This window comes from Ancylothrix sp. D3o, assembly GCF_025370775.1.
Lineage (GTDB): Bacteria > Cyanobacteriota > Cyanobacteriia > Cyanobacteriales > Oscillatoriaceae > Ancylothrix.
Map to the genome: position 1 here is coordinate 43106 of NZ_JAMXEX010000002.1, position 24390 is coordinate 67495.

At 42.2% G+C, this 24390-nt stretch carries 25 protein-coding genes; 8 read left to right on the forward strand and 17 right to left on the reverse strand.

From position 1 onward, the window contains the following. Positions 1–16: 16 nt before the first annotated feature. The 6 genes from NG798_RS04360 to purH all read right to left on the reverse strand — a co-directional run bounded on the left by NG798_RS04360 (position 17) and on the right by purH (position 4800). On the reverse strand, positions 17–412 hold the full coding sequence (locus NG798_RS04360; RefSeq protein WP_261220592.1) for a mCpol domain-containing protein: 396 nt from the start codon (positions 410–412) through the stop codon (positions 17–19). Next, entirely contained in the window at positions 409–1425 is a 1017-nt protein-coding gene (locus tag NG798_RS04365; RefSeq protein ID WP_261220593.1) for a hypothetical protein, read from the reverse strand. The genes NG798_RS04360 and NG798_RS04365 overlap by 4 nt, the downstream gene beginning before the upstream one ends. Before the next feature lie 134 nt (positions 1426–1559). Further along, positions 1560–1757, reverse strand: coding sequence for a transposase family protein (locus tag NG798_RS28120; protein WP_375338944.1), 198 nt, complete (start codon positions 1755–1757; stop codon positions 1560–1562). Between the two features lie 70 nt (positions 1758–1827). Continuing rightward, positions 1828–2085: a transposase family protein gene (locus tag NG798_RS04370; RefSeq protein ID WP_261220594.1), complete on the reverse strand. Its 258-nt coding sequence runs from the start codon at positions 2083–2085 to the stop codon at positions 1828–1830. A 91-nt stretch (positions 2086–2176) separates the two neighbouring features. Continuing rightward, positions 2177–3070 carry a 2OG-Fe(II) oxygenase gene (locus tag NG798_RS04375; RefSeq protein WP_261220595.1) on the reverse strand — a complete coding sequence of 298 codons (894 nt, stop codon included), beginning with the start codon at positions 3068–3070 and terminating at the stop codon, positions 2177–2179. A gap of 149 nt (positions 3071–3219) precedes the next feature. After that, on the reverse strand, positions 3220–4800 hold the full coding sequence (gene purH, locus NG798_RS04380) for a bifunctional phosphoribosylaminoimidazolecarboxamide formyltransferase/IMP cyclohydrolase (protein WP_261220596.1): 1581 nt from the start codon (positions 4798–4800) through the stop codon (positions 3220–3222). 153 nt (positions 4801–4953) lie between these two features. Here purH and NG798_RS04385 point away from each other — a divergent pair, with 153 nt between their 5' ends. Further along, complete coding sequence (locus tag NG798_RS04385; RefSeq protein WP_261220597.1) at positions 4954–5646, forward strand: calcium-binding protein; 693 nt, start codon at positions 4954–4956, stop codon at positions 5644–5646. A gap of 93 nt (positions 5647–5739) precedes the next feature. On the opposite strand, the gene NG798_RS04390 is transcribed toward NG798_RS04385, so the two are convergent. Beyond that, the gene (locus NG798_RS04390; protein WP_261220598.1) at positions 5740–5946 is read right to left on the reverse strand and encodes a hypothetical protein; all 207 of its coding nucleotides are present in this window, start codon (positions 5944–5946) and stop codon (positions 5740–5742) included. Positions 5947–6306: 360 nt separating this feature from the next. Here NG798_RS04390 and NG798_RS04395 point away from each other — a divergent pair, with 360 nt between their 5' ends. Continuing rightward, positions 6307–6930 carry an alpha/beta hydrolase gene (locus NG798_RS04395; RefSeq protein ID WP_261220599.1) on the forward strand — a complete coding sequence of 208 codons (624 nt, stop codon included), beginning with the start codon at positions 6307–6309 and terminating at the stop codon, positions 6928–6930. Between the two features lie 64 nt (positions 6931–6994). After that, positions 6995–7207 (forward strand): DUF2555 domain-containing protein, encoded by a 213-nt coding sequence (locus NG798_RS04400; protein ID WP_261220600.1) that lies wholly within the window; start codon positions 6995–6997, stop codon positions 7205–7207. Between the two features lie 751 nt (positions 7208–7958). Here the strand turns inward: NG798_RS04400 and NG798_RS04405 are convergent. Continuing rightward, positions 7959–8261, reverse strand: a complete 303-nt coding sequence (locus tag NG798_RS04405; protein ID WP_261220601.1) for a hypothetical protein — start codon at positions 8259–8261, stop codon at positions 7959–7961. Positions 8262–8473: 212 nt separating this feature from the next. Here NG798_RS04405 and NG798_RS04410 point away from each other — a divergent pair, with 212 nt between their 5' ends. The 4 genes from NG798_RS04410 (at position 8474) to NG798_RS04425 (ending at position 13057) form a co-directional block, all read left to right on the forward strand. Further along, on the forward strand, positions 8474–9223 hold the full coding sequence (locus tag NG798_RS04410; protein ID WP_261220602.1) for a Uma2 family endonuclease: 750 nt from the start codon (positions 8474–8476) through the stop codon (positions 9221–9223). Positions 9224–9637: 414 nt separating this feature from the next. Continuing rightward, complete coding sequence (locus NG798_RS04415) at positions 9638–9907, forward strand: hypothetical protein (RefSeq protein WP_261220603.1); 270 nt, start codon at positions 9638–9640, stop codon at positions 9905–9907. Beyond that, positions 9907–11097 carry a murein transglycosylase A gene (locus NG798_RS04420; protein ID WP_261220604.1) on the forward strand — a complete coding sequence of 397 codons (1191 nt, stop codon included), beginning with the start codon at positions 9907–9909 and terminating at the stop codon, positions 11095–11097. The genes NG798_RS04415 and NG798_RS04420 overlap by 1 nt, the downstream gene beginning before the upstream one ends. A 58-nt stretch (positions 11098–11155) precedes the next feature. Continuing rightward, positions 11156–13057, forward strand: coding sequence for a sodium:proton antiporter (locus NG798_RS04425; RefSeq protein WP_261220605.1), 1902 nt, complete (start codon positions 11156–11158; stop codon positions 13055–13057). Between the two features lie 15 nt (positions 13058–13072). On the opposite strand, the gene NG798_RS04430 is transcribed toward NG798_RS04425, so the two are convergent. The 3 genes from NG798_RS04430 to petN all read right to left on the reverse strand — a co-directional run bounded on the left by NG798_RS04430 (position 13073) and on the right by petN (position 15397). Further along, the gene (locus NG798_RS04430; protein ID WP_261220606.1) at positions 13073–13672 is read right to left on the reverse strand and encodes a DJ-1/PfpI family protein; all 600 of its coding nucleotides are present in this window, start codon (positions 13670–13672) and stop codon (positions 13073–13075) included. Between the two features lie 178 nt (positions 13673–13850). Next, positions 13851–14888, reverse strand: coding sequence for an AI-2E family transporter (locus tag NG798_RS04435; RefSeq protein ID WP_261220607.1), 1038 nt, complete (start codon positions 14886–14888; stop codon positions 13851–13853). A 419-nt stretch (positions 14889–15307) separates the two neighbouring features. Next, on the reverse strand, positions 15308–15397 hold the full coding sequence (gene petN, locus NG798_RS04440) for a cytochrome b6-f complex subunit PetN (RefSeq protein WP_261220608.1): 90 nt from the start codon (positions 15395–15397) through the stop codon (positions 15308–15310). Positions 15398–15522: 125 nt separating this feature from the next. On the opposite strand from petN, the gene NG798_RS04445 reads away from it, so the two are divergent. Next, the gene (locus NG798_RS04445; RefSeq protein WP_261220609.1) at positions 15523–15990 is read left to right on the forward strand and encodes a hypothetical protein; all 468 of its coding nucleotides are present in this window, start codon (positions 15523–15525) and stop codon (positions 15988–15990) included. A gap of 58 nt (positions 15991–16048) precedes the next feature. Here NG798_RS04445 and NG798_RS04450 read toward each other — a convergent pair whose 3' ends face one another. The 6 genes from NG798_RS04450 to ubiE form a co-directional block, all read right to left on the reverse strand. Beyond that, positions 16049–19588: a PAS domain-containing protein gene (locus NG798_RS04450; RefSeq protein WP_261220610.1), complete on the reverse strand. Its 3540-nt coding sequence runs from the start codon at positions 19586–19588 to the stop codon at positions 16049–16051. A 154-nt stretch (positions 19589–19742) separates the two neighbouring features. Beyond that, complete coding sequence (locus tag NG798_RS04455; protein WP_261220611.1) at positions 19743–20417, reverse strand: SDR family oxidoreductase; 675 nt, start codon at positions 20415–20417, stop codon at positions 19743–19745. A gap of 183 nt (positions 20418–20600) precedes the next feature. Beyond that, positions 20601–21215, reverse strand: coding sequence for a bifunctional 2-polyprenyl-6-hydroxyphenol methylase/3-demethylubiquinol 3-O-methyltransferase UbiG (locus NG798_RS04460; RefSeq protein WP_261220612.1), 615 nt, complete (start codon positions 21213–21215; stop codon positions 20601–20603). 127 nt (positions 21216–21342) lie between these two features. Beyond that, positions 21343–22257 (reverse strand): Rpn family recombination-promoting nuclease/putative transposase, encoded by a 915-nt coding sequence (locus tag NG798_RS04465; RefSeq protein WP_261220613.1) that lies wholly within the window; start codon positions 22255–22257, stop codon positions 21343–21345. 87 nt (positions 22258–22344) lie between these two features. After that, positions 22345–23571, reverse strand: a complete 1227-nt coding sequence (locus NG798_RS04470) for a DUF445 domain-containing protein (protein ID WP_261220614.1) — start codon at positions 23569–23571, stop codon at positions 22345–22347. Between the two features lie 27 nt (positions 23572–23598). After that, positions 23599–24288 carry a bifunctional demethylmenaquinone methyltransferase/2-methoxy-6-polyprenyl-1,4-benzoquinol methylase UbiE gene (gene ubiE / locus NG798_RS04475; RefSeq protein WP_261220615.1) on the reverse strand — a complete coding sequence of 230 codons (690 nt, stop codon included), beginning with the start codon at positions 24286–24288 and terminating at the stop codon, positions 23599–23601. Positions 24289–24390: the final 102 nt, after the last annotated feature.

Sequence of the window (24390 nt, forward strand, 5' to 3'; positions counted from 1 at the left end):
TAGGTCTACTTTAGATTTAAGGAATATGCCTAAACTCAAATTCCCCATTTATAACCTCAAGTAAAATGATTAATCCACGGCCTGCTGATTTAGCAAATTTAAGAGCTAAGTAAGCTTCAATAACATTTTTACCAATGCCTACGGAAAACGTAACAGCCAACCCTGAATGAATTGCCATAAATTTTTCAATAAAAGATTGGTAACTTTTTACTTCAACTAGAAGACTATCCCCGCCTTGCAAATAAGTTTTTCCTCCAATGCTATCAGCGATCAAACCGATATTCTCGACTGAATTATTGATAGAATGACTATATTCAACTAACTCATCCAGTTTATTAGATATGATCAGCTTTTCTATCTTTCGACCTACTAAATCTCCATCAATTGCCACAAAAAATGATTCTAAAGTCATCGTCTTAAAAGCTTACTCCAAAATTCTTGACTAGCTCTTGCACACCTAAAGCTTTCTAAAGCTAGGTTAATACAAAGTCGAACCTCATTAACTTCAAATTTATGAGGCGAAATACCTGCATGAGCCGAAATATTTCTATATGTTCTCAAAGGTGTCAATAAACCAGGAACTGTCAATATGGACTCTAAATTTTTATCAACATAATCTCGGTTTTTACTACTTATTTGAGAATACTTTATGAAGAAGAAAGTAATTGCGCCTAGAGGGTCTCTTTGTCTCTCCAGATCAATACCAAAGTCACTAGAGAATCTTTGTGCTGGCCGATAGCTTATTAAAAAATCCAAAAGATCATTTATAAAAACTTCACTTGAGGTTGTTGCATCCACTACTGCACTACGAAAATTGTCGCCTTGGAAAAAAGAGAATATACTTTTTTTTAAATCATTGCTTATTCTCTTAAGGAAGGAGTCTTCAGGAACCCCAGCAAATATTTTTTCAATCTCTTCAAGATAAAATATTAAGTCGAAATAACTTAACCGAGAAATATCAGCAATGCCTGTAAACGGAGGCAATTGAACATATTCATAATGTTGTCCCCAAACTGGTTCATCGGGTATTTCTTTTGGGGGACATAGTAGGGAGATGTAGTAAATATTTTTTAGCCTCAACAAACTTGCCGTAAGATAAAGTTGAGCAGTTACAGACTTTTGTCCATTAGTTAAATCTACATATTTAATAGAATCTTCTTTGAAAACAGCAGTAAAGTGTTCCGCCCTCCCAATGCCATCGTTGCTTAAGGGTACTTGTTCTATTCTTATTTGATTGCCTAAAAATGCTTTATACAGATTAACTTGTTCAGTAAAAAGGTTATCTATAAGAGTCTCAGGCGAAGAAAAAAGAACAACCTTTGATATTGGATTACTTTGATTTTGTTCAGCCAAAGTTTTTATAGCAAGTGCTACAAGCTTAACTGTATTAAGGTTTGGGTTTCCGCAAGTGTATAAAACAGACATACTGTGCGCTCTTTGCTCAATTTATGTTGGCTCTGCTAATCATCTCTCAACTGTACCACAACAGGCAACGTAAAGGTGGCTAACTGTGTATTTAACGTCAAATGTGCTGGATACCACCCCCTATATTGGTCTCATTATATTTTATTTATCCTGATTTTTGTTTTTTTGAAGATTTTAAAATCATGTTTTTTCCCTTTATCTACAGCAGTGCAGACAACTAATTTATTTCTTTGGTCGCCTACTATTTGAGATTTTAATGTATGCTTCTTTTTCTTACCGCTGTAAAACTTTTTTTGTTTTTTTTGGACGTTCAATGGATGTTTCTGTGACATCAACTACTACTTCCCAGTCTAACTCTTGATTTAATAAAGCTTTTTTTCCAGGCAATCTAAATAATTCAGATTAAATTAAATTTTTTTCTAGTTTGGTGATTATTCGATAAACATTGGATTCATTTAATCCCCAGCTTTGCCCTATATGAAACGGAGTACGGTATTCTCTCAAATATTCTAGGGTCATTAAAACCTGGTTTTCTAAATTAAATTTAGAAGGTCGCCCACTTTTTTTTTTAGATCTTTCGTGTTCTTCTAATACTTTCACCCTTTGCTCAAAAGTTTCTGCTCTTACTCCACAAAAGCGTTTAAACTCTTCTGGCTTCAAGTTTTTGATAGTTTCGTAGCCCATACTTTTTTGATTTTATTGTTTAAACATTTTATTTTAACACACACTTTCGCTCATAGGTCTAATCTAACTACCGGCGCACCCAACCATTAATCGTAAACCGGCTATCTAAAAATTCCTGCGACGGACAACGCACCGGCAAAACTTCGTGCATATACCGGCTCAAGAAAAACACCACACTATTATTGCGGGGATCTACCGTTTTATAAGAGTCGGCTTTGACATAATAATTATTCTGAATTTTACTGTCATAAATCACCAATTCTCCCCCACTAAAAGCTTTGGGTTGCCGATAAAAATAATACACATAAGTCAGAGTTCGAGTGGCCGTTTCAGCGCTGCCATTGTCATTGTGAACTTTGTAATAATTTCCATCATTGTGAGCGGTAAGTTGCGCTTCAACTTGAGAAATTTCAAAATTTGGAATCGAAAATTTACTCAAAACATCTGGCACTACTTGTCGCACCCCTTCAATCATCAATTCCGCAAATTCTGGAAACTGATGCAGCACCCAAGATTTTCGATAATCTGCGGCGCCGGTTGAGGTTGTTGTTGTTGTAAAATCCGCTTGTTTTTCGCCGACAAATTTTAACAACCGTCCCAATTCTTCCTCTTTTAAAAAGTTATCAAATTGCAGAAAATAAGAGGGTAAAACTTCTGAAACGGGACGAGAATGTGGCACCGGCTCAATTTTTGGAGTTAGCGGTGCTTTTTGCTGAACAAAAATGGCCGGTTCTGTAATCACTCCTACCAAATGCTCACTAGGGAAACACAAAGCAGACCGGCTTTCTTCAAGGGGAATTTGAAATAAAGTAGTCGTTTGTTGATTTTGTGAACGCGCCACCAAAACTTTTAACAAACTTTCCAGCAATACCGCATCTGATTTCAGCCAAATTGTGTATTCATGGCCTCCCAGCAGCAACAGTTTAACTTTGACTTCTTTTGATTCCAGTTCAGTTTGCATAACTTACAAATAAATGGTTTGTTATGGGTAAGTATCGCCGCCGCAACGAGGTAAATATAACTTAGGTACAAGAGTCGAGAAACCGGGTTTTTCATCAGCTAGTTTTTTTGTAAAAAACCCGGTTTCTAAAGGGGCGGCAAAATCAGCAATTAATGCAAGAAATGACGCACGCCTGTCAAAACCATGACAATACCTAATTCATTGGCAGCTTTAATTGAGTCGTTATCTCGCAAACTTCCCCCTGGCTGAACGATAGCAACAATACCGGCAGCAGCCGCCGTTTTTACCGTATCATCAAAGGGAAAAAAGCCATCACTAGCTAAAACAGCACCGGCAGCCTCTTCTGAGGCTTGTTCTAAAGCAATTTTTGCAGATCCGACGCGATTCATTTGACCGGCACCCACTCCTAAAGTCGTGCGGTTGTTTGTTATGACAATTGCATTTGATTTAACGTGCTTACACACTTTCCATGCAAATAATAACTCTTCAAGTTGATCCGCAGTTGGTTGTTTTTCTGTAACTACTTGCCACGCTTCGGGATTTTCTACCGCATCATCAGAACCTTGCACCAAAAAACCCCCGGCAATTGATTTTATGGTTTGTGCAGGGCCGGTTTCTAAGTCGGGCAATAATAACACCCGAACTTTTGATTTACTCTTGAGAATTTTCTCTGCTTCTTCATCACAGTCTGGCGCTACTACACATTCTAAAAATGTTTGCGTCAGTGCCGTTGCCGTTGCGCTATCAATGGGCCGGTTGAGGGCAACAATCCCCCCAAAAGCTGATACAGAATCGGCATTAAAAGCTTTTGTATAAGCTTCTTCTAAACTCTCTCCCAAAGCCACGCCACAAGGATTTGTGTGTTTCAAAATTGCGGCAGCCGCTTGATTTTCTTCGCCCACAAATTCGGCAATAATTCTTCGGGCTGCTTCTAAATCAACTAAGTTGTTATAACTTAATTCTTTGCCTTGCATTTTTGTTGCTGCTGCCCAGCCGGTTGCTGTGTGGCCGGTGTGATACCAGCCTGCCGGTTGGTGCGGGTTTTCGCCATAGCGTAAGGGCTGAATTTGCAGCCCTGAAATTGTTAAACTATGCGGCAATTCTGAGGCTTCTTCGCTGGCTGTCGGAGTTGCTGAAGGTGTTTGTTGTGATGCTAAATAGGTAGAGATGGCTCGGTCGTAATCTGCGGTATGGCGGAAGGCAGATATAGCACATTTTTGGCGAAATGTCAAGGATGCGTCGCCATCATTTTGACGCAATTCGTGTAAATACTGCTCATATTGGGCCGGTTCGCACAAAACGGTCAGGTGATGGTGATTTTTGGCCGAAGCGCGCAGCATAGCAGGGCCACCGATATCAATTTGCTCAATGGCATCGAGGAGGGTAACATTGGGTTGAGCAATGGTTTCCTCAAAGGGGTATAGATTGACCACCACTAAATCTATCAGGCGGATATGGTGGTTTTGCAAATCTGCCTCATCTTGGGGCAAGTCGCGGCGCGCTAGAATGCCTCCATGTATGCGGGGGTGGAGGGTTTTGACTCGTCCGCCTAGGATTTCGGGGAAGCCGGTGTAATCAGAAACTTTGGTAACAGGCAAGCCGGCCTCTTTGAGTGCGTGTGCCGTACCGCCACTGCTGATAAGATCGAATTGAAATTCCTCTACCAAACTGCGGGCTAGGTCGATGAGGCCGGTTTTGTTAGATGTACTCAGCAGTGCTAGACGTGCCATCGTTTAGAGATCCTTTTTACAATTCAGTTATTTTTGCTTGCTTTATAAGAATAAAACAAGCTTGCGTTGGTTTGTGTAAAATGTAATATTTACTTTGCTTTTTTGTGTCCTATTGGGGATGCGCTCGCCCGTGAGTGAGGAGAAATTAAAGAGATGAGTGATTTGAACAAACAGGATAAAATTCGCCCCAGTGATGAATTAATGGCCAATGACACTTTAACAAATAATTTAGATTTTGGCGGCCAGCTTATTCTGGGGAGTCCTGATAATGAGAACTTCAACGGTACCCTAGGCAATGATTCGATTTATGCCTATGAGGGAAATGATATTATTAATGGTTTAGATGGTAATGATTGGCTGTTTGGTAACAGTGATTTTGATACTTTGATTGGCGAGGCGGGCGATGATGTATTGGCCGGTGGTAGAAATAATGATACGCTTTTGGGAGGGGCCGGTATTGATTTATTGTTTGGCAATTTAGGCAATGATAGTCTTTATGGTGGCGACGGCAATGATACCTTGGCAGGGGGAAAAGACAATGATGATTTGTTTGGCGATGAGGGGAATGATTGGCTGTCTGGAGACTTGGGAAATGATTTTTTAACCGGCGGTAAAGGCAATGATTCTTTTGTAGTGGGCGTAGGGAAAGGCGGTGATTTTATTACTGATTTTCGCGATGGCGACGATATCATTGTTATCAGCGGTGGTCTGAGTTTTGGTCAGCTTTTTATCAATCAATTTGGGACAAGTGTTCGCATTTCTTTTAATGATCCTCGTGAAGTTTTGGCAACGCTGAATTCGGCAATTGCTAATCAAATGGGGATTGAGGATTTTGTGTTTATTTAGGGAGGATTATGTTGTTAAAACCCTGTTTATTTTAAAAACTCGGCATTTTTAGTAAAACAGCATAATTAGCAGCAGGAGTAAACTAGGCGACAGCTAATTATCCAAATACCACAAAGACACGGAAACACAGTTATTGATATTGCTAAATCCCATGATGTCGCCAATATTGCCAAAATCAATACTGACGGCATCATAGGATTTAGTAATTGTCCATTTTTCTAATAGCTGGATAGAGGAGTTTTTGAGAGAATTGAAAAACTTGCCAAATGTCCATATTCCCTTGATTCCCACCGGCATCATAGCACTGCAACCCCCACTTCAAAAGCCTCACAGCAAGTTAAAGACATCCAACTACTCAGCCCCCTAGAAATATTTCTCTTTGGTTTGCAAATCATAAGTTGTAAAACCCCAGATTGCTTAAACAAATTTATGACTAAGGAGAGATTTTAGCGACTCTACCTGAGCCCTCCTTAATAAATATTCCTGAATTGGCAACGGCTATGAAAACAGAGATAATAAGCGAACATTTGTTAAATTAACCAACGTTCTAAAGTTTTAAGTTTGGCTGACATCTTCCCTTAAATCCGCTGTTTGGCAGAGTTTGCTCTTGCCCTTTAAGCTTTAAGATTGACAGAGAATTATTTTTAAGGAGACAAAGTTTTGTCTTTGCAATTCATTGATATTCCCCCGCAAACTGGTAACTCACCTACCGGCTTAATGGTTGTTTTGCATGGTTGGGGTGCAAATGCGAACGATTTGGCGTCGTTAGTACCCTATGTTAAGATGCCAGAATTCCGGTTTCTTTGTGTGGATGCGCCGTTTCCTCATTACAGCGTCCAAGGAGGGAAAGCTTGGTATAGTTTGGAACGATCCGATTATCAGGGTTTGTCAGAAAGCCGGCAAATGTTAACTCAATGGTTACAAACTTTGCCCGATAGCACCGCTATTCCCCTCTCAAAAACTTTTTTGTGTGGCTTTTCTCAAGGTGGCGCGATGACGCTGGATGTGGGGCTGGGTTTGCCGCTTGCCGGTTTAATTTGTTTGAGTGGGTATTTACACGCAGAACCGGAAGCAACAGCGAAACCATTACCGCCTACTTTAATTATTCATGGCAGACAAGATACGGTGGTGCCGGTTAGAGCAGCCCACCAAGCACGAAATATTTTATCGGTGTTGGGAGTTAAGGTAGAGTATGAGGAGTTTGATATGGGACACGAAATTCCGATGCCGGTTTTACCTGTGCTCCGAAATTTTGTGATGCAAGTCATGGCTGAGTTAAGCTAAAAAGCTTACGATATAAAACGGAGTGGAAACTCCTACAAGGGGCGACAAAAACGAGGGTTGAGCGATGGTAACTTCAAGCATTTCTTTACGGGATATCTCAAAGCTGACGCCGGCAGATGTGGAGCAACTGGCGGTACGTTTAGAGCAGGATGAGTATAAGGATGCCTTTGAGGGATTAAATGATTGGCACTTGCTTCGTGCTATTGCTTTTCAGCGTCCCGAACTTGTGGAAACTTATCTGCACCTGCTGGATATGGAAGCCTACGATGAGGCTTAGCGTTTGCCGATTTTTGCTCAGACATCTGAACAACCTAACCCGCTAACTGCCTTCCGTTTTAAGGAAAGGTGAAAAACCCTCCCCCACTGTGGGGAGGATCTCAGCGGGAGAAAGCTTTCTCAGCAATATTTCTCTCAAAAAAATATTTTAGATTCTTGGCCTTAGACAGCAAACTATCTATCTGAAGCATGAATTTTCTTTACATTAGTTTACATTAATCAAGCGTCGAAATAAGAGAGGTTTCAAAGATGAGCCGGTAGCTTGTGAAGTAAAATCCCCAAAAAAAGTAAAGTTTTTTATCAAAAATGGTTGCTAAGAAAAACCGGTGATATATTAATAGATGAAGCGAGGAAAGCTTCCCTGGCAGATAAAACAGCCAAGTTAAAGTTAAGTTGAGAGGTACAAAGCGCTGTTAAAGCTACATCTGTCTCGTAGATCGAACGACAACACCCAAGCAAAACCCTAATATTTCCTCAAGTGGTTAAAAGGGAGTTCTGCAACTGACATTATTGTGTGCGAGTTGAGTGAAAAAGCAAGTCAGTGCAACTCTAAGTAGAATAACAAAAGGGAGGAAATCACTTAGCCGGTAAAGTCTTGGGTGTTGTTGTGTTTAGAATTTTTAGAGTATTTGTCTCGACATGATGATATTTGATCATACAGAGTCTACAGAGGGTACTGTAGTTTTTCTGGCTTTGTTTGAGGGTCTTGTTCTGTTTCTTGTCGAGTGTGGTTGCTTTTAAAGGTGCTGTCTTTAAGTTTCATTAATATAATTAACTGGATTTTGGCTACTCCATTTTAAGGGAGGAGTGCATTTAATAATTTTTGCATCTGCATCAGACAAACCTACAATTAGTCTGCTATTTTCAATTCTCGTGGTTTTAGAGGCATCAATTGATGCTTCTAGCATCAATGAACCATCCCAGTTAAAAATTTGTACCTTTTTGATTTCGTTTTCTTTCCCCTGCTCAATTTTCCATTCACCACTCACTCCTGCTGTTAATAATTCGAGTAAGTTGTCTCTGGTTCTGAGGCGAAGAATTAGGCTGCGGGTCATGCTTTTATCCTCTAAGACATTAAGGCAGTTTTTAAGTCGTTGTTCATTTTTTATGATAATTCATAATTTTACCTTTACAAATAAAGTTTAATATTTTATTTATCTCAGCCCAGAGCAAACACCCCCGCCAAAAATTACCATTTAAAACGTATGCTACATTCAAAAAAAATATGATAAAATAATCCAGTGAAAATTCACCGGCACCCTTCATCATGTTAACAACCTCCCCTACATACACAATCACTTGGGAAAAGTTACCCGATGATTTTGTGCTTCCTGATGATCCTGTGGATAATATAAATCAACCCGCTCTCGCGGCTGCATTAACCGAAAGCTTGCAGTTGGCTGGAAAACTTTCCGAAACTGCCCTCACTCCCACTAACTACGGCATTTGTGCGACATTCAATGGCAAAATTGTCGTCAAAGCTCCCGACTGGGCATATATTTCTCAGATTAGCGTTGCCCGATCTGAAGTAGTCCGCAGTTATACACCGCGACTGCAAGGAGAAATACCGGCCCTGGTACTAGAATTTTTGTCTGATACCGAAGGCGGAGAATATTCGATCAAAGAAACCTATCCGCCCGGAAAATTCTTTTTTTACGAACAGATTTTGCAAATACCGAATTACGGTATTTTTGAACTAGAAACCGGCACTTTAGAACTCTATAATTTAGGAGAAAACAAACGCTATCAACTACAGCCAGCCAATGACGAAGGGCGCTTTTGGATACCCGAAATGCAGCTTTTTTTAGGCGTATGGCAGGGAATCCGAGAAAACCGCCAAGGTTATTGGTTACGTTGGTGGGATGAACAAGGAAATTTACTCTTGTGGGGTTCAGAATTAGTTGAAGCCGAACGCCAACGCGCCGAAGCTGAACGCCAACGCGCCGAAGCCCAAAGCCAACGCGCAGAAAGATTAGCAGCCCAACTGCGTGCGGCTGGAATTGAACCCGAAGAGTAGTAAAAGCCAAACTTAAATAAGATATCTCCAAAAAAATGTGAAGCCGGCATCCAGCCAACCGTTACCACGCTTTTTTGGAGATATTTATTCTATCAAAAACCCCAACTAATTAAACATTTTCTCAACTGCCTAAACTACAAACCAAACATTCTAAAAACCCACAGCCCTTAAACCCAAAAACCTCTGTGTGCCTTTGCGTACACCTCTGTGTCCTCGCCTTGATCAAAAATCCCCTTCTCAGATCGCAGTTCTGGTATCCTAGATTGTACGGGCGGGTTGACCAAAAATTAAGTCAGCAAAAGAAAACCTTGATAAACCGGCCCTTCGGGTGCTGTTTTCAAGACAAAAGAGCCAAACACCCAACAATAACCCCGCTCAAAAAAGAGACCGATGTCGTGAGAATAGCGAGACGATATGCCTAGAGCACCCAAAGTCCCAAATTATTTTTCCGTTCACCTGATGATGCAGGGAGGACACCGCGAAGAAGTGCAGTTTCCAACGATCCAAGACTTCCAGAAGTGGTATAGCAGCGAAATAGTACCAAAGTCGGCATCGAATGATTTTATCAACGTACCGATTAAACATATTCAAAATGAATATATGGTCGTGCGCCCGTCCAGCATTTTAGCGATTCGGGTGCAAGCTGTGTACACTTCCAGCGTAGACAGAAGCTACGACGAATAATGCTCAAGCTGGCTTTGGCAATAGGGGGGATGGCGTTGGTGATACCGCCTTCTGGTTGGGTAGCTTTATCTGCTATTCCCACACAGCCAGTGATTGCCCAAAATTTTTTAGCCCAAAATTTTTTAGCCCAAAATTTTTTAGCCCAAAATTTAGAACCAGCCGAAACTTTAGGCTTTGATGACCAACTGTGGGGAAATGATACCACACCGGCAGACCGACAAGCTTTACTAGAAGCCATTGATTACAGTTTGCAGTATTTACAAACTCCCGCCGCCGCTAAAGCTTACCAGCAGTATCCAAGCGGAATTACCCGCCAAAAAATCCAGCAAAGTTTGCTACGATTTCGTGAATTGTTGCAGGAGTTAAATTCGCCCCAAGAACTGCAAGCCGCTGTCCAAAGAGAATTTACCTTATATCAACCGGCAGGAAATAACACAGTTTTCGTTACCGGCTATTACACTCCGTTTTTTGCTGCCAGCCGGACTCCGAATGATTTATACCGCTATCCGCTTTACCGCCGGCCTCCCGACTTCGGCAACTGGCCAAAACCTCACCCCACACGCGCTGCCCTCGAAGGAACAGACGGGACAGGAGGCCGGTTAAGCGGTTTAGAATTGGTATGGCTGCGGGATCGTTTGGAGGCGTTTTTTGTCCACATTCAAGGGTCTGCTTATTTGCAATTAACTGATGGCACCAGAATGGCGGTGGGGTTTGCCGGTGCAACAGATTACCCGTTTACGAGTATTAGCCGGGAATTGGCAAAAGATGGAAAATTACGCCTTGATGGCTTAAATATTCCGGTTTTAACAAATTATTTTCGCTCCAATCCAGGGGAATTAAGTAATTATTTACCGCGTAATAATCGGTTTATTTTTTTTAGCGAAAAGGCAAGCCCAAGACCGACTGGCGCGTTACAATTGCCGGTGACAAGCGAACGAAGCATCGCCACCGATAAAGCTTTAATGCCGGCGGGGGGGTTGGCATTAATTCATACAAAATTGCCAATTATCAACGAATATGGACAAGTTGAGCAACGTTTAGTGACACGCTATGTACTCGATCAGGATGCTGGAAGTGCGATTAAAGGGCCAGATCGAGTAGATTACTATCAAGGAATTGGCCCACAGGCATCTGCTAGAGCAGGTGTGACCGGTTCAAGGGGCCGGTTATACTACCTCCTATTAAAGTAGGGTGGGTTTTGGCCCCCCAAAAGATGCCGGTGGGCATTGCCCACTCTACTCAAGGCTTATGGATACAACGTTTGATATCACGCTGTTAATGGTGCTGACTGTTTTGGCAGGAATTGCAGCGCAAGTAATCGCCAGTTATCTCAAAGTTCCCAGCATTGTTTTTTTGCTGCTGTTTGGGATAGTTTTTGGTTCAGATGGCTTAGGAATTCTTCACCCGCAATTGTTGGGTAATGGTTTAGAAGTCATGGTTTCCCTTTCTGTAGCTTTAATTTTATTTGAAGGGGGGCTGAATTTAGAATGGCGAGACTTGGGGGAAGTTTCCAGTAGCTTACGCAATTTAGTTACCATTGGCACGTTAATTACGCTGATTGGTGGGGGAATGGCTGCCCATTGGCTGAGTGAATTTCCCTGGCCAATTGCTTTTTTATATGCCTCACTTGTTGTAGTCACCGGCCCAACTGTGATCGGCCCTTTATTAAAGCAAGTTCAGGTTGAAAAACAAGTTGCAACTTTACTCGAAGGGGAAGGCGTTTTAATTGATCCGGTGGGGGCAATTTTAGCGGTTTTGGTGTTGGATATTATTTTAAATGGTGATGCCGATCCGCTGAAATTAATTACGGGTTTGACGCTGCGATTAGGCGTAGGGGGATTGATTGGGGCTGCCGGTGGTTGGGGATTGGGTTTCTTCCTCAAAAAAGCGCAGTTTCTTTCGGAAGAATTAAAAAATTTAGTGGTTTTAGCCGGGTTGTGGGGTTTGTTTGGTTTGGCGCAAGAAATCCGCAGTGAGGCCGGTTTAATGGCAACGGTGGTGGCGGGTTTAGTGTTGCGTTCTGCATCGCTGCCACAAGAAAGATTATTGCTCAGGTTTAAGGGGCAATTGACGATTTTAGCGGTGTCGGTTTTATTTATTTTGTTGGCGGCTGATTTATCGCTGGCAAGTTTGGTGGCGTTGGGTTGGGGAAGTGTCCTAACGGTTTTGGCTTTGATGTTTGTAGTGCGTCCGATTAATGTTTGGAGTTGCACGATTAATAGTGAGTTAAATTGGCGACAAAAGTTGTTTGTTTGTTGGATTGCACCGAGGGGTATTGTTTCGGCTTCGGTGGCTTCTTTGTTTGCAATTTTGTTAACGCAAAAAGGAATTAATGGTGGAGATTCGATTAAGGCTTTGGTGTTTTTGACGATTATTATTACGGTGTTTGTGCAAGGTTTAACGGCGGGTTTGGTGGCAAAGTTGCTGGGAGTTACTTCTACAAAGGCAACTGGGGCGGTGATTGTGGGGTCAAATCCGCTTTCGCGGTTGATTGCGCGAGTGTTTAAAGAACGGGATGAACGAGTGGTTTTAATTGATACGAATCCAGAGGCTTGTAAGGAGGCTGAGGCGGAAGATTTGCCGGTTTTTTTAAGTAGTGCTTTGGATACGAAAGTTTTGGAAGAGGCGGGGATTGCTTCGATGGGAACTTTTTTAGCGATGACGAGTAATGGCGAAGTAAATTTTGTGTTGGCGCAGCGGGTTTTGGAGGAGTTTCAGCCGCCGCGAGTGTTGGCGGTTTTTCCGGGGGAGTGTGGGGGAAATTCTGGAGGAAATTCGCGTCAAATTCAACAGGCTTTTATGCCTGATGTGTCTTGTAAGGTTTGGAATGAATTTATTAATGATGGGGAGGTGAAGTTAGGAGAAACGCTTTTAAAACAAGCAGGATTTGAGTTTCAGGAGGCGCATTTACAGGCGTTGATTCGTTCGGGTGAGTTGGTGCCTTTGCTGCGAGAACGTGAGGGAATGTTGCAGGTGATGCCGGCTTGTGAGGGATGGCTGGCGGGGGATAAGATTATTTATTTGCTGCATGATCCTAAGCCGAAGTTATTGAAGCGTTTGTCGGGGTCAAATTATTTGCGGCTGACGTTAGAAAAGTTGCCGGCAGTTGAGGAAATTCCTATGCCGGCGGGGGTTGGTGAAGGTGATTAAAACAATGATTTTTTTTTAGACTACTGCCATTTGGGCGTGTTGAATTTTTGTCCCTAAAATGTTAAGAAATTCTGCTAACCAGCGGGGATGGGCCGGCCATGCGGGGGCTGTGACTAAGTTACCGTCTACGATGGCTTGATCGGGGGGAATTTCACAATATTTTCCCCCTGCCATCAATACGTCTGGGCTGCAAGCGGGATAAGCTGTACAGCGTTTTCCTTCTAATACGCCGGCTGCGGATAATACTAATAGTCCGTGACAAATGGCGGCAATTGGTTTATTTGTCTGGGCAAAATGTCGGGTTATTTCTAATACTTGATTGTTGAGTCGGATATATTCGGGGGCACGTCCTCCGGGGATGATTAAGGCGTCATAGTTGTTGGGGTTGATGTCTTCAAAGGTGGCGTTAAGGGTGAAGTTGTGACCAGGTTTTTCGCTGTAGGTTTGGTCGCCTTCAAAGTCGTGGACGGCGGTGCGGATTTTTTCACCGGCTTTTTTATTTGGGCAAACAACATCTACTTGATGTCCTACCATTAGTAATGCTTGGAAGGGTACCATGATTTCGTAGTCTTCTACGAAGTCGCCGGCGAGCATTAAGATTTTTTTGCCTGTCATGTTTTTTGCGGGAGAGTTAAGTTGTTTATTGGCTACGGCTTTTGGCCGGTGTTTTCTATTTTAAGGGCATCTCTCTACAGGCTGTTTTTTTTAGGAAAAATTTTAGGTTTTGTCTGAGGGTATGGGACATTAAAAACCCGTTTTCTTAAAGAAAGTTGGTTTGTTGGGTTTGCCTTAGTTATGCTTCGCCTTTCATTTCGTCTATGTCAAACCAATCTACAAATACACCGGCCAGGGGAATTGCGATAAAAATTCCTAAAACTCCGGCGGCTTTTGCCCCAATTAATAATGCTAAAAAGACAATAACAGGATGCAAATTAAGGGAATTTTGCATAATTCGGGGATAGATAATATTGTCTTGTATTTGCTGTAAGACGATACAGGCTACTAAAACTTTTAAGGCCAGCCAGACATTTTGTGCCAAGACAATAAATGCCACTAAAAAAATGCCTAAAGTGGCTCCAATGCCGGGAATTAAGTCAAATACTCCCACAATTGCTGCTAAGGCTAAGGGAAATTTTACATCGAGTAATAGAAAGACGATGAAAGTTGAACAAATTAGAAATAGCATTAGGATTAATTGGCCTTGGAAAAAGCCTAAAAAGTTTTGTTCAACAATTCGATTAAGCCGGAGGTGAAGGTGGCGAGGAATGATTTTTAAAAGCAGTTTCCAAAGTCTTTTTCCATCCATTAACATGAAAAAAGACACGACCATAATTAAGATAAAGTTGAGAACGTTGGCGAAGAAAATTTGCAAAACTCCCAGGCTGGCAACGACGCCGTTTAAAGTTTGGTTGCGGAGTTGCCCTTCAAGTGCTCGTAAGTTTACATTCAGGTTTCTTGCTTTCAAAAATGTTTCTACTCGTTCGGAAAGGGGCGTAAGGGCGTTGATAAATTCGGTTACGCTATCTATGAGTTGCTGTCCTTGAGAAAGCAAGGAAACTCCTACTGTTAAAGTTAGTCCTCCTATGAAAACTAAACTCACTAAGAAAACTGCAACAGCGGCTACATTTCGCGGCATAAATCGCTTCAACCAGCGAACCGGATAATTTAACAAAAAGGCAATTATAGCGGCTATTGTAAAAACAACGATAACTGTTTCAAAATAGGATAATAGCTGGAGTAGTGCCCACCCTGATGCAAACAAAAGCAAAAAGCGCACTAAGCTAGAGTTGGTCAGCATTTCCCACAAGTTTTTAGTGGCTGGACTGGTCATTTTTTTGTAAGGGTCAAGTATATTAAGGGTTGCTTTAAAACAATTGGTTTTGGCTTTGTGGCGGCAGTTCGATGATAGGATATAGAGATATATTCCTCAACTTAGCCTGAGTTTAAATTAACACTCTGGGGCGGAAAGTAAATCTATCGCTCGGTACATCATCGGGAATTTTTAAGCCCTGCCAAATCGGCTTGAAGGAAGAGAGAAAGCTGCGAAGTAATTAAAGGAAGCGTGATTTATTTATTTAGGTTTTATGCAAAGGCCGGCTTTTTGGAAAAATGTTAAAATTTTGACAGCAGAAATGAGCGTTTTTTGATATTGTAAATAATCTGAGTTTTGAGGCTCTGCGGGTACAGGGAAAATAAAAAGGGGGCCGGCGCAATTCGCCAACCCCACCCAGACAAAAGGCGATATTTTGTCTACAGCCCGTTACGGCCCCAAACTACCATCGCAATTGAAAAAGTGAACACGGCTAATAATCCAGTCCAACCCAATGTGAGAATATCCATAGCTTTGCCTTAAGAAAAACCAAACAAAATAACTCCAATGCTTATTTTAAGCCAATGGGAGCCTTTTAGGGCATCCTCATATTAAATGGGGCGTTATTCTTGAAACTTGATACTTGAAGATCGAAATGACTGTACAAAATTCTCCCGAACTGGATCTCAACGCCGAAAGAATTGAATCTCTCAAAGCCGGTATGATTGCTGCTTTGGCGTTATTTGCTGCGTTTGTCGCCACCACCGGCCTCAACCAGTTTTTTTTAGCAAGGCAATTTCAACCTCTGGCAAGCTTATTGATAATTGATATCAATTTTAGTTTAGTAATCAGCGTTGCTGTTGTTATCGTGAGCGGGTTTGTGTTTGGGATTACCTACCGCTATGTTATTCGTGATGATAAAAATTCTCATCTCCAAGAAGGTGCGGTATTAGCTTTTGGTTTGGTGCGAGGTTTGGCCCAACTCGACACCGGCCTGCTATTTAAAACCGATTTTTGGCCTTTGGTGGTGTTGGGGGGAGAAAGTTTGCTGTTGTTTGCGGTGGGCCGGTTGGTTCTTGATATTGCTTTGCATTGGGGGTGGGTTAAATTTTATCGCGGCTAAAAAAGCAGAGATAAATAATCGGAACTGAGTTAAATAGCTGTAGACAAATCACGATTAACTAACGCTTGAAAGGTATTTCAATGATAAATTCAGTACCGACACCCCGCTGAGAAGAACAGGATAAACTACCGCCATGTTTTTCGACGACAATTTGATAACTAATAGATAAGCCTAAGCCGGTGCCTTTCCCCACCGGCTTTGTAGTAAAAAAGGGATCAAAAAGCTTATTTTTAACAGCTTCATTCATGCCGATGCCGTTATCAATAATTTTGATAGCCAGCCGTTGGGGTGAAATTTGTTCGGTTTTAATTGAAATAGTCGGAACCCAGGGAGAGGTATTTTCCTCTTCCTTGACTTCCCTGTAATAATCTTCAAAAGCATCAATTGCATTGGATAAAATATTCATAAAAACCTGATTCATTGCCCCTGGAAAACAATCCACCAAGGGTAAATCGGCATAGTCTTTAATCACTTTAATTCGGGGGCGTTTTTGTGTAAGGCTGTCGGCAGAACGTTGGGCGACCAAACGATGTTGCAAAATCATTAAAGCGCTATCAATGCCAGAGTGAATATCAGCTAACTTTCTGTCTGATTGGTCAAGGCGTGAAAAATTTCGCAAAGATAAAACAATTTCTCGAATTCGTTCCGCGCCGATTTTCATTGATTCCATAATCTTCGGTAAATCTTCAACTAAAAAGTCAATTTCTGCCAGTTCGAGAGCGGCAAGAATTGGCACTGGTGGTTCTGGATAATGGCGCTTATATAAGTGTAGCAAATAAAGCAATTGTTCGACATACTGGCTGGCATAAACCAAATTGCCATAAATAAAATTGACAGGATTATTAATTTCATGGGCAACTCCAGCCACAAGTTGACCCAGAGATGACATTTTTTCGCTTTGAATTAATTGGGCTTGGGTGCGTTTTAACTCTTGCACAGTTAGTTGAAGCTGTTGGGCTTTTTCGCGTTCTTTTGCCTCACTTTCACGAATAGCAATTTCCGCTTGTTTGCGTTCTGTTAAATCTTGAACAACGGCTTGAAAAAACAATTCCCCTTCTTGTAATTCCAGAGCCGTTAACCAAACTTCGGCAGGAAATTCGCTGCCATCAAAACGGCGATGAATCCACTCAAAACGGTGGTTTCCTTTTTCAAAAGCTTGGGCAATAAATTGATTAACTGTACTGAAAGAATCTTGACCATTGGGTTGATAAGGCGGGGAAAGATGGGCGGGATGAAGCCCTGAGAATTGTTGCCTGTTCTGACAACCATATAATTCAACAGCCGCACTATTTCCATCAAAAAAGCCGTTTTCATTGCCAATCAAAACTGCAAGGCTAGTGGCTTCATAAAGCGCTCGAAATTGATGTTCAGAACGCTGCAATGCGAGTTCGGCTCCTTTGCGTTCTGTCACATCCATGACGGTGCCGGCCATCCCGACAAACGCGCCGTTTTCATTTCGCAATATACCCGCTTGACAACTAATCCAGTGAATACTGCTATCAGGCCAAACAATTCGATAATCTACGCTATATTCTACTTGTTGAGCAATGGCAATTTCCATGACATCGATCACAAGCTGCCGGTCTTCGGGGTGAACACAAGAAATAAAATTTTCTAGGTTATTTAACTGGTCAGCATCAACGCCAAACAACGATTCAATGCCATGAAAATAATGGGTTGTATTGGTCTTTTTATCCCACTTCCAAAGCCCCATTCGCGCTGCATTAATGGCTAAACGTAACTGCTCTTCACTGTCTTTTAAAGCTTGTTCTGCTTGGACTCGCTCGACAATTTCTTGGCAGAGTTGCTGATTGGCGGCTTCGAGTGCTGCTGTACGAGTTTGCACCAATTCTTCGAGGTGTTCTTGATATTGTCGTAAGGCGGCTTCGATGTTTTTGCGCTCGGTGATATCGAGACAAGTGGCAAAGACTTTAATCACTTGATTTTGTTGGTTAAAAGCTGTTTGACCAATGACATATAAATGGCGTACAGAATTATCGGGGCGGATAATTCGGTGTTCAAATTCGGCGCATTTCCCGGCATTCATAGCCTCTGTAACGGTGGTTTGCCACATTGGCAAATCATCAGGATGAACGCGCCGCAAAACTTCTTCAAAAGATGGGTTAATTTCACCAAGTGAAAATCCATAAATGCGATAAAGTTCATCACTCCAGGTAAGTTGTTGAGTGATAGCATCAAATTCCCAACTGCCAACATGAGCAAGTTTTTGTGCTTCGGCAAGGTTGGCTTCACTTTTGCGAAGGGCAAATTCTGCAAGTTTTTGGTCACTAATTTCTGTGAGTAAACCATCCCAAACGATATCACCATTTGGATAAAGTTCGGGGCGAGAAGCGGCTCGCACCCATTTAATTTTGCCGGTGGCGGTAAAAAGTCGTCCTTCCCATTTCCAGTCTTGTAAGTTTTGTGCAGATTCGCTGATCGATTCCATTAAACCGGTTAAATCGTCTGGATGGGTAAGTTCTTGAGGAGTAATTTTTAAGAAAACTTCGGGTTCCATTTCAAATAGTTCGCGGCAACCGGCACTTACATAAGTGAATGAATTAGTGCCATTTTTTTGCAGGCGATATTGATAAAGCATCCCCGGAATGTTGGCGCTTAATCTTTGATAGCGTTGTTCGCTTGCGTGTAATTCTCTTTCTCGGCGGTCTCGATCTATGGCAATACCGGCTAGGTGGGCAGCAGTTTCTAATACTCGAATTTGTTGCTCTGTGGGAGTATGGGGTTTCGTGTCATAAATGCCAAATGTTCCTAATACTTTGCCGGTGATGGAAAATATGGGAAATGACCAACAAGATCGCAGTCCAAAACTGAGGGCAAAATCCCGATAGTTTGCCCACAAGGGGTCAGTGGCGATGTCGGAAACGATGACGCTTTTGCCAAAATAGGCTGCGGTGCCGCAAGAACCTACGCTTGGGCCTATTGGCATTCCTTCTATGGCTTGATTATAAGCTTCTGGGAGGTTTGGGGCGGCTCCCCGATGTAGGTTTTTTCCACCGGCATCCAGCAGCAATATAGAACAGCGCATTGGCTGAAATTGCGCTTCGATCATGTTGCTGATAGCGTGGAGAATGTCAGGGACTGCTGTGCCGGTGGCTATCATTTCTAAGACTTTGGTTTCGCCTAAACTTTTCGCGGAGGATGCGTTTGGTATGCTTTCAATTCTTGGCCGTCTTTTGGGTTGGTTGTTATATCTTTTATTTAAAAATCGGCTAGGCTTATGCTGGTATTTTGGCGTATTTAAGACTGTTTTTGACTGATTGTTATTAAGGTCTGTGCTTAACAGCATGATGCCGCCAATTTGACCATCTAATTGTTGCCAAGGCTGCATTTGCCAGTTTTCACAAGTTTGGGGAATGCCGGTTAATGCTTTTGTGAATTTTTCTTTCCAATTCAGAGGAAGTTGGGGGAAAATTTCGCTGTGAAAACAACCCAGCAGGTTTTGTTCTTCGAGGTGGTGGGCACTCAACCAGCGGCGAGATACTGCCAAGTAGCGCATTTGACAATCTAACATCGCTACAGGGGCCGGCAAATTTCCTAAAAAATTTTGGAACAATTCTTGATGATCAAGGGCGTACATAGGCTTTTATAATTTTTGACGTTTAACTGGTTATTCGCCATTAGAGTTTTTGCAGTAATTTGGGGGTTTAATGTTATTTTAAAAACCGCAACTGACTAGGTTATTTTTTTGAACAAACCCCCAATTTGCTTGAGAAAGTCGGCGGGGTTTCGTCTTAAAATGTAAATTCTTTGATTTCTAATTGTCCGTAAGCCATGTTGCGGTCAATAGCGGAGAAAATTTTGTTATGGGATTGTTCGGAACATAAACATTTCCACACCAAATGAGCGACATCAGGCCGATGAATGGTGCCGGCAATTCGCTCATCTTCTGTGAGAATTCCGTTGCCGGTGGCCGGTTCAGATTTTAAGCCGCCTGGTCGAATAATGGTATAAGTTAACCCGCTATTAATGAGATGTTGTTCGGCTTTTTCTTTTTCAATTAATACAGCGCCCAAAGTTTCTAACACTTGCGGAGATAGGGCAATTTTGCTATTACCAGCCCCAATTGAAGAAACTAAAATAAATTTTTTGACTCCAGCTTTCACCGCCGCGTCAACCAAGTTTTTATTGCCTAAATAATCTGCCCGTTGTCCCTCTTTGGGTAAGCCGCCAATGGTGCTAATAACGACATCAATAGGCTGGCATTCTTGCATAATGTTTTCCATCGCTTTAGCATCTAAAGCATCCCCCAAAACAGTATTTAGCCCCATTGATTCTAATTGGGCTTTGGTGGTTTCGCTTCGGAGGAGGGCGGTGATTTTTTGGTTGTGTTGGCTGAGGGTGTAGGCGAGTTGCGCCCCAACACCGCGACTGGCGCCGGCTAAAAAAATATGAGTTGTGGTGGTCATTTGTGGTTTTTAGAAGATAATCTCTTTTTTATTAACACAACCTTAACTGATTTGAAAAGTGTTTTGGCCGAAAGTTATAACTTAAGACTTAGAAACGACCTAAGCGAAAAGCCCGGTTTTTTCGGCTTTTTTTTCTCCAGCCAAAATTTAAGACGGATTAGGTATTTTTTAGGGCAATTTTATTTATGAAACTTTACAAGCCACCATGACTAGCCAATTTTGTGATTCACGGGGCAGGCCGGAAGGCCGGTAATAATGTTCTAATATTTTAAGCCCTGCTTGTTCGACACAAGAGGCGAGGGTTTCGTATTCCCAACCGGCGACGTAACGGTAGCCGGTGGGGCGGACGCTGTAACCTTCTCCATTTCCCCGACACATTGACATTACAATGATGCCTTTATCTACTAATGAGGCGCGTAAATCTTGCAAGACTTTTATCATAGAAAAACGGGGAACGTGAATTAAGGAAGCATTGGCAAAAATGCCGTCAAAGGTGGCTGGAGGTAAGTTTAAATTAAAAAAAGATTGGTGCCAAACTTCGCAGCCCGAATATTCTTTTGCCATCGCTACAAAGGCGGGGGTAGCGTCTAATCCGATAACAGTATGACCGGCTTTTTTAAAGGCTAATAAATCTCTGCCTGGCCCACAGCCAACATCAAGAATTTTCCCAGGATTTTTGGGCATGGCGTTGATTAAGGCGTTGCGGTTTTGAGATACATCGTGATCGAGAGTGCCGGTGCGATATTGTTCAGCGGTTAACTGGTATTCGGCGATGGTCATTTCTTCGTGTTTTTCCATTGTTGTTTAGTTTTTTTGCCCAAAAAGTTATAGGGTTATTTTAAATGATTACTAAAAAATTAGAAACCCGATTTCAATAAAGAAACCGGGTTTCTGTTCAATGGATGCTATCCTTTCTAGGAGATATTTAGGAGTTTTGCTCAAACCAAGTAATTAAATCTGATCCTTGCGAAAAATCTAAAAGAGCTTCTGCTAAGTCTTCTAATTTCGTTAAAGATAACCCCTGAATTTGCTTTTGCAATTGCTCATCCACAGCACCGAACCGGCGTCCAAGCTGCCGGATAATAAGTGATGCTGCTTCCTGTTGTTGTCCTCGTTGCAGTCCTTGTTCAAGTCCTTGTTCAAGTCCTCGTTCAAGCCCTCGTTGGAGCCCTCGTTCGAGTCCTTGTTGGAGCCCTTCTTGGAGTCCTTCTTCGAGAATGCTTTGATAGAAAACAGATTCGCGCATAAGTTCACTCCTGAATAGTTGTTGAAGCAATCTTTTTTCAAACCGCAAACCGGCCAAAACTCCGGCACAAGTTGCAATATTCTGGCGTTCCGACACTGACTCAATTCTAGCGACTTGTTGGGCCACTTGAGAAAGCAATGTTTCGGGATCATTACTTCGTGCTAAAGTGGCAAAGGGCAGCAGTGCAGGATTTGCTAAAAACGGTGCAGGATCTTGTTCCCAAAGGCGAATAACTCTATATTGATGAGTTGTGCTACCCTCCCGATAAATTTCCGTAAAAGCCACCTCAGAGGTTGTTTCTTTTAAAAAAATAACCACCTGTTGAACATCACAATTATATTGACGTTTTAGCCTTACCCAATAATCGAGCATTCGGAATGGAAGCGGAGGGGTAGAACTCGCCACCGTTTGAAATTCTAGGTGTAGAATTGAAGAAAGAACTCGCAGAAAAGTCACCGAGTCCGCACGAATCGGTTCTTGAATTAACTCGGTCTTAAGAACCTGAATTTCGCTGGTTTCCACCGAGAGCAACCAGCGCGCAATATCTTGAGGGTATCTTTCTGCGATATATTTACAGGTATTATCGTAAGCCAAGGGAAAGGAGATTTTTATAAAGGTCTATTTTATCTTACTTGAAGCTGACTGTTTTTAAACAGTCAAATCTTCGTATTTTCCCAGGCTTTACTGTTGGATAAATAGCAATAAAGATTGAAATAAACCCACAATTACTCCTAAAATTCCTCCCAAATTCACAATAGCTTGTAACTCACTTTGGACAATTCCTTGAATAGCTAACTCTAAATCCGCCGCTGAAGTCGCTTTTACCCGTTCAATAATCACCTCATCAATATTTAAAATCGGGATCGCTTGGGCGACAATTTTCTCCAAATCTCGCTCTAAATACCGCTCTAAAATTAACGCCAACTCCACACTCACCAACTGCAAAGACGTACTTACCACCGCCGAAGAACGCAAGCGGCTTAAAATCAGCTTCGCAATATTTTCCCAATCCAAAGACTCACTCAAACCCTGCAACAAATCTGTGCCACGAGTTTGAATATAACTGCGGATACTATCTCTAAAAGTCTTCCGTAACTGCCGGACAGTCGAAACCGGCAAGTTTTGCAAAGACACATTTTGCAGCCATTCTTTCAGCCGCGAACGCAAACTCAAAGATTTCATTAACTCTGCTAAACGCGCATTTGCATCTTCTTTTTCATCCAAACAAAATGTCCGCAACCGCGTTAAACTATTCCGCAGCCCAAACAAATTTGCCACTACCCAATAGGTTCCGCTGGCTTTTTCCCTAAACCCTTCATCAATAACTTGAATATTGCGATCTGTCAAAAAATCCACCAATGCTTGACGCAACACATCCGGCGGAATCACAACTTGCAATAACCAATCTGATAACTGACCGGCCTGAGATTCTGTTAATTGTAACTCCAGCAAAACTTGATCAAAAACTTGATTAAGTTGATTTTCTAAAAAATCTTCCCTGCGCGCCAAAACTTTCAGGATACGCGGGAAAGATTGACCCAGCAAATCTCTAAGAATCCCGGCTATAATTTTTGCTGTTTTTTGCTCAGTATCCGATCTAACTTGCTCTAGGGCTAATTGCAATAACCATAAAATTGCCGATTCAATGCGTTCGGTTTGCAACAACCTACGCGCCAATTGTTGTAAGGCATCGGGAGTCAAAAGTGACCCCATAATCGTATCTGATATTTTTTTAGCCAAACGTTCTTGATTGGCAGGAATTAACCCAGGCGTAAAAGGTAATTTCCGGCCAAAAGCATAATAAGCACGATAAGGACGAAATAACATTTTAATGGCTATATCATTCGTGAAATAGCCAATAATTGCACCGGCCACCGGCGGCGTAATATAAAGCCAAAGATTTGTCATTTGTCAAACTTCATTTGTCATTGACAATTATTTTGTAACTACCAATACTCCCATCATGCCACCGGCAAGGGGGTAATGGGTGGCATGGCTGTAACCGGCTTTTTCGGCTAACCGTACTTGTTCGGGGCCGGTGGGAAATTTTTCTAAACTAGGAGTAATATAGGCATACTCTTCTGTTAGCCCAAAGTTTTTGGCCGCCGGCACTACTAAACCATTCAAATACCACTGTTGGAAACTTTGCATCATGGGGTTGGCGGGCCGGTGAAAGTCTAGCAAAGCTGCTTTTGCACCTGGTTTAAGAACACGCCGCAACTCGCTCAAGCACTGGGGGATATCCGTCACGTTTCGCAACCCATAGCCGGCGGTTGCTGCATCAAAAAAATTATCTGGAAAAGGTAAATTTAAAGCATCGGCCTTTATCCATTCAATAGGGGAGGCGGGATATAACCAGGGTTTTTCTCTTTTATCGGCAACTTGGAGCATTTCAGCCGAAAAATCCACCCCGCAAACGCGACCCTGCGGCCCGCTTTTTTGAGACAGCAAAACGGCTAAATCACCACTCCCACAACACAGATCCAAACAAGTATCTCCTGCACCGGCCCCACTCCAGCTAACGGCCATTTGTTTCCAGATCCGATGTTGGCCAAGACTCAGCCAATCGTTGAGCCGGTCATAAACTGGTGCAATGCGGTCAAAAAGTAATTGAATTTCAGTCATGGTTGATTGTGCATGGCTCAACACTTGCCCTACGGCCCAAGCAAAGCTGGTAGGGGAAAACGGTGCAAAAAATAAATTTTTTTTAGGAAGCTTTCCTTAAGG

What these genes read in the sequence shown, in the direction of transcription:
- NG798_RS04455 (WP_261220611.1), bottom strand. Translation starts at nt 20,417, where the DNA reads ATGACCACCACAACTCATATTTTTTTAGCCGGCGCCAGTCGCGGTGTT.
- NG798_RS04375 (WP_261220595.1), bottom strand. Translation starts at nt 3,070, where the DNA reads ATGCAAACTGAACTGGAATCAAAAGAAGTCAAAGTTAAACTGTTGCTG.
- NG798_RS04425 (WP_261220605.1), top strand. Translation starts at nt 11,156, where the DNA reads ATGGATACAACGTTTGATATCACGCTGTTAATGGTGCTGACTGTTTTG.
- NG798_RS04385 (WP_261220597.1), top strand. Translation starts at nt 4,954, where the DNA reads ATGAGTGATTTGAACAAACAGGATAAAATTCGCCCCAGTGATGAATTA.
- NG798_RS04405 (WP_261220601.1), bottom strand. Translation starts at nt 8,261, where the DNA reads ATGACCCGCAGCCTAATTCTTCGCCTCAGAACCAGAGACAACTTACTC.
- NG798_RS04435 (WP_261220607.1), bottom strand. Translation starts at nt 14,888, where the DNA reads ATGACCAGTCCAGCCACTAAAAACTTGTGGGAAATGCTGACCAACTCT.
- NG798_RS04430 (WP_261220606.1), bottom strand. Translation starts at nt 13,672, where the DNA reads ATGACAGGCAAAAAAATCTTAATGCTCGCCGGCGACTTCGTAGAAGAC.
- NG798_RS04400 (WP_261220600.1), top strand. Translation starts at nt 6,995, where the DNA reads ATGGTAACTTCAAGCATTTCTTTACGGGATATCTCAAAGCTGACGCCG.
- NG798_RS04390 (WP_261220598.1), bottom strand. Translation starts at nt 5,946, where the DNA reads ATGATGCCGGTGGGAATCAAGGGAATATGGACATTTGGCAAGTTTTTC.
- NG798_RS04420 (WP_261220604.1), top strand. Translation starts at nt 9,907, where the DNA reads ATGCTCAAGCTGGCTTTGGCAATAGGGGGGATGGCGTTGGTGATACCG.
- NG798_RS04470 (WP_261220614.1), bottom strand. Translation starts at nt 23,571, where the DNA reads ATGACAAATCTTTGGCTTTATATTACGCCGCCGGTGGCCGGTGCAATT.
- NG798_RS04415 (WP_261220603.1), top strand. Translation starts at nt 9,638, where the DNA reads ATGCCTAGAGCACCCAAAGTCCCAAATTATTTTTCCGTTCACCTGATG.
- NG798_RS04445 (WP_261220609.1), top strand. Translation starts at nt 15,523, where the DNA reads ATGACTGTACAAAATTCTCCCGAACTGGATCTCAACGCCGAAAGAATT.
- NG798_RS04365 (WP_261220593.1), bottom strand. Translation starts at nt 1,425, where the DNA reads ATGTCTGTTTTATACACTTGCGGAAACCCAAACCTTAATACAGTTAAG.
- NG798_RS04410 (WP_261220602.1), top strand. Translation starts at nt 8,474, where the DNA reads ATGTTAACAACCTCCCCTACATACACAATCACTTGGGAAAAGTTACCC.
- NG798_RS28120 (WP_375338944.1), bottom strand. Translation starts at nt 1,757, where the DNA reads ATGTCACAGAAACATCCATTGAACGTCCAAAAAAAACAAAAAAAGTTT.
- NG798_RS04360 (WP_261220592.1), bottom strand. Translation starts at nt 412, where the DNA reads ATGACTTTAGAATCATTTTTTGTGGCAATTGATGGAGATTTAGTAGGT.
- NG798_RS04450 (WP_261220610.1), bottom strand. Translation starts at nt 19,588, where the DNA reads ATGTACGCCCTTGATCATCAAGAATTGTTCCAAAATTTTTTAGGAAAT.
- NG798_RS04460 (WP_261220612.1), bottom strand. Translation starts at nt 21,215, where the DNA reads ATGGAAAAACACGAAGAAATGACCATCGCCGAATACCAGTTAACCGCT.
- ubiE (WP_261220615.1), bottom strand. Translation starts at nt 24,288, where the DNA reads ATGACTGAAATTCAATTACTTTTTGACCGCATTGCACCAGTTTATGAC.
- purH (WP_261220596.1), bottom strand. Translation starts at nt 4,800, where the DNA reads ATGGCACGTCTAGCACTGCTGAGTACATCTAACAAAACCGGCCTCATC.
- petN (WP_261220608.1), bottom strand. Translation starts at nt 15,397, where the DNA reads ATGGATATTCTCACATTGGGTTGGACTGGATTATTAGCCGTGTTCACT.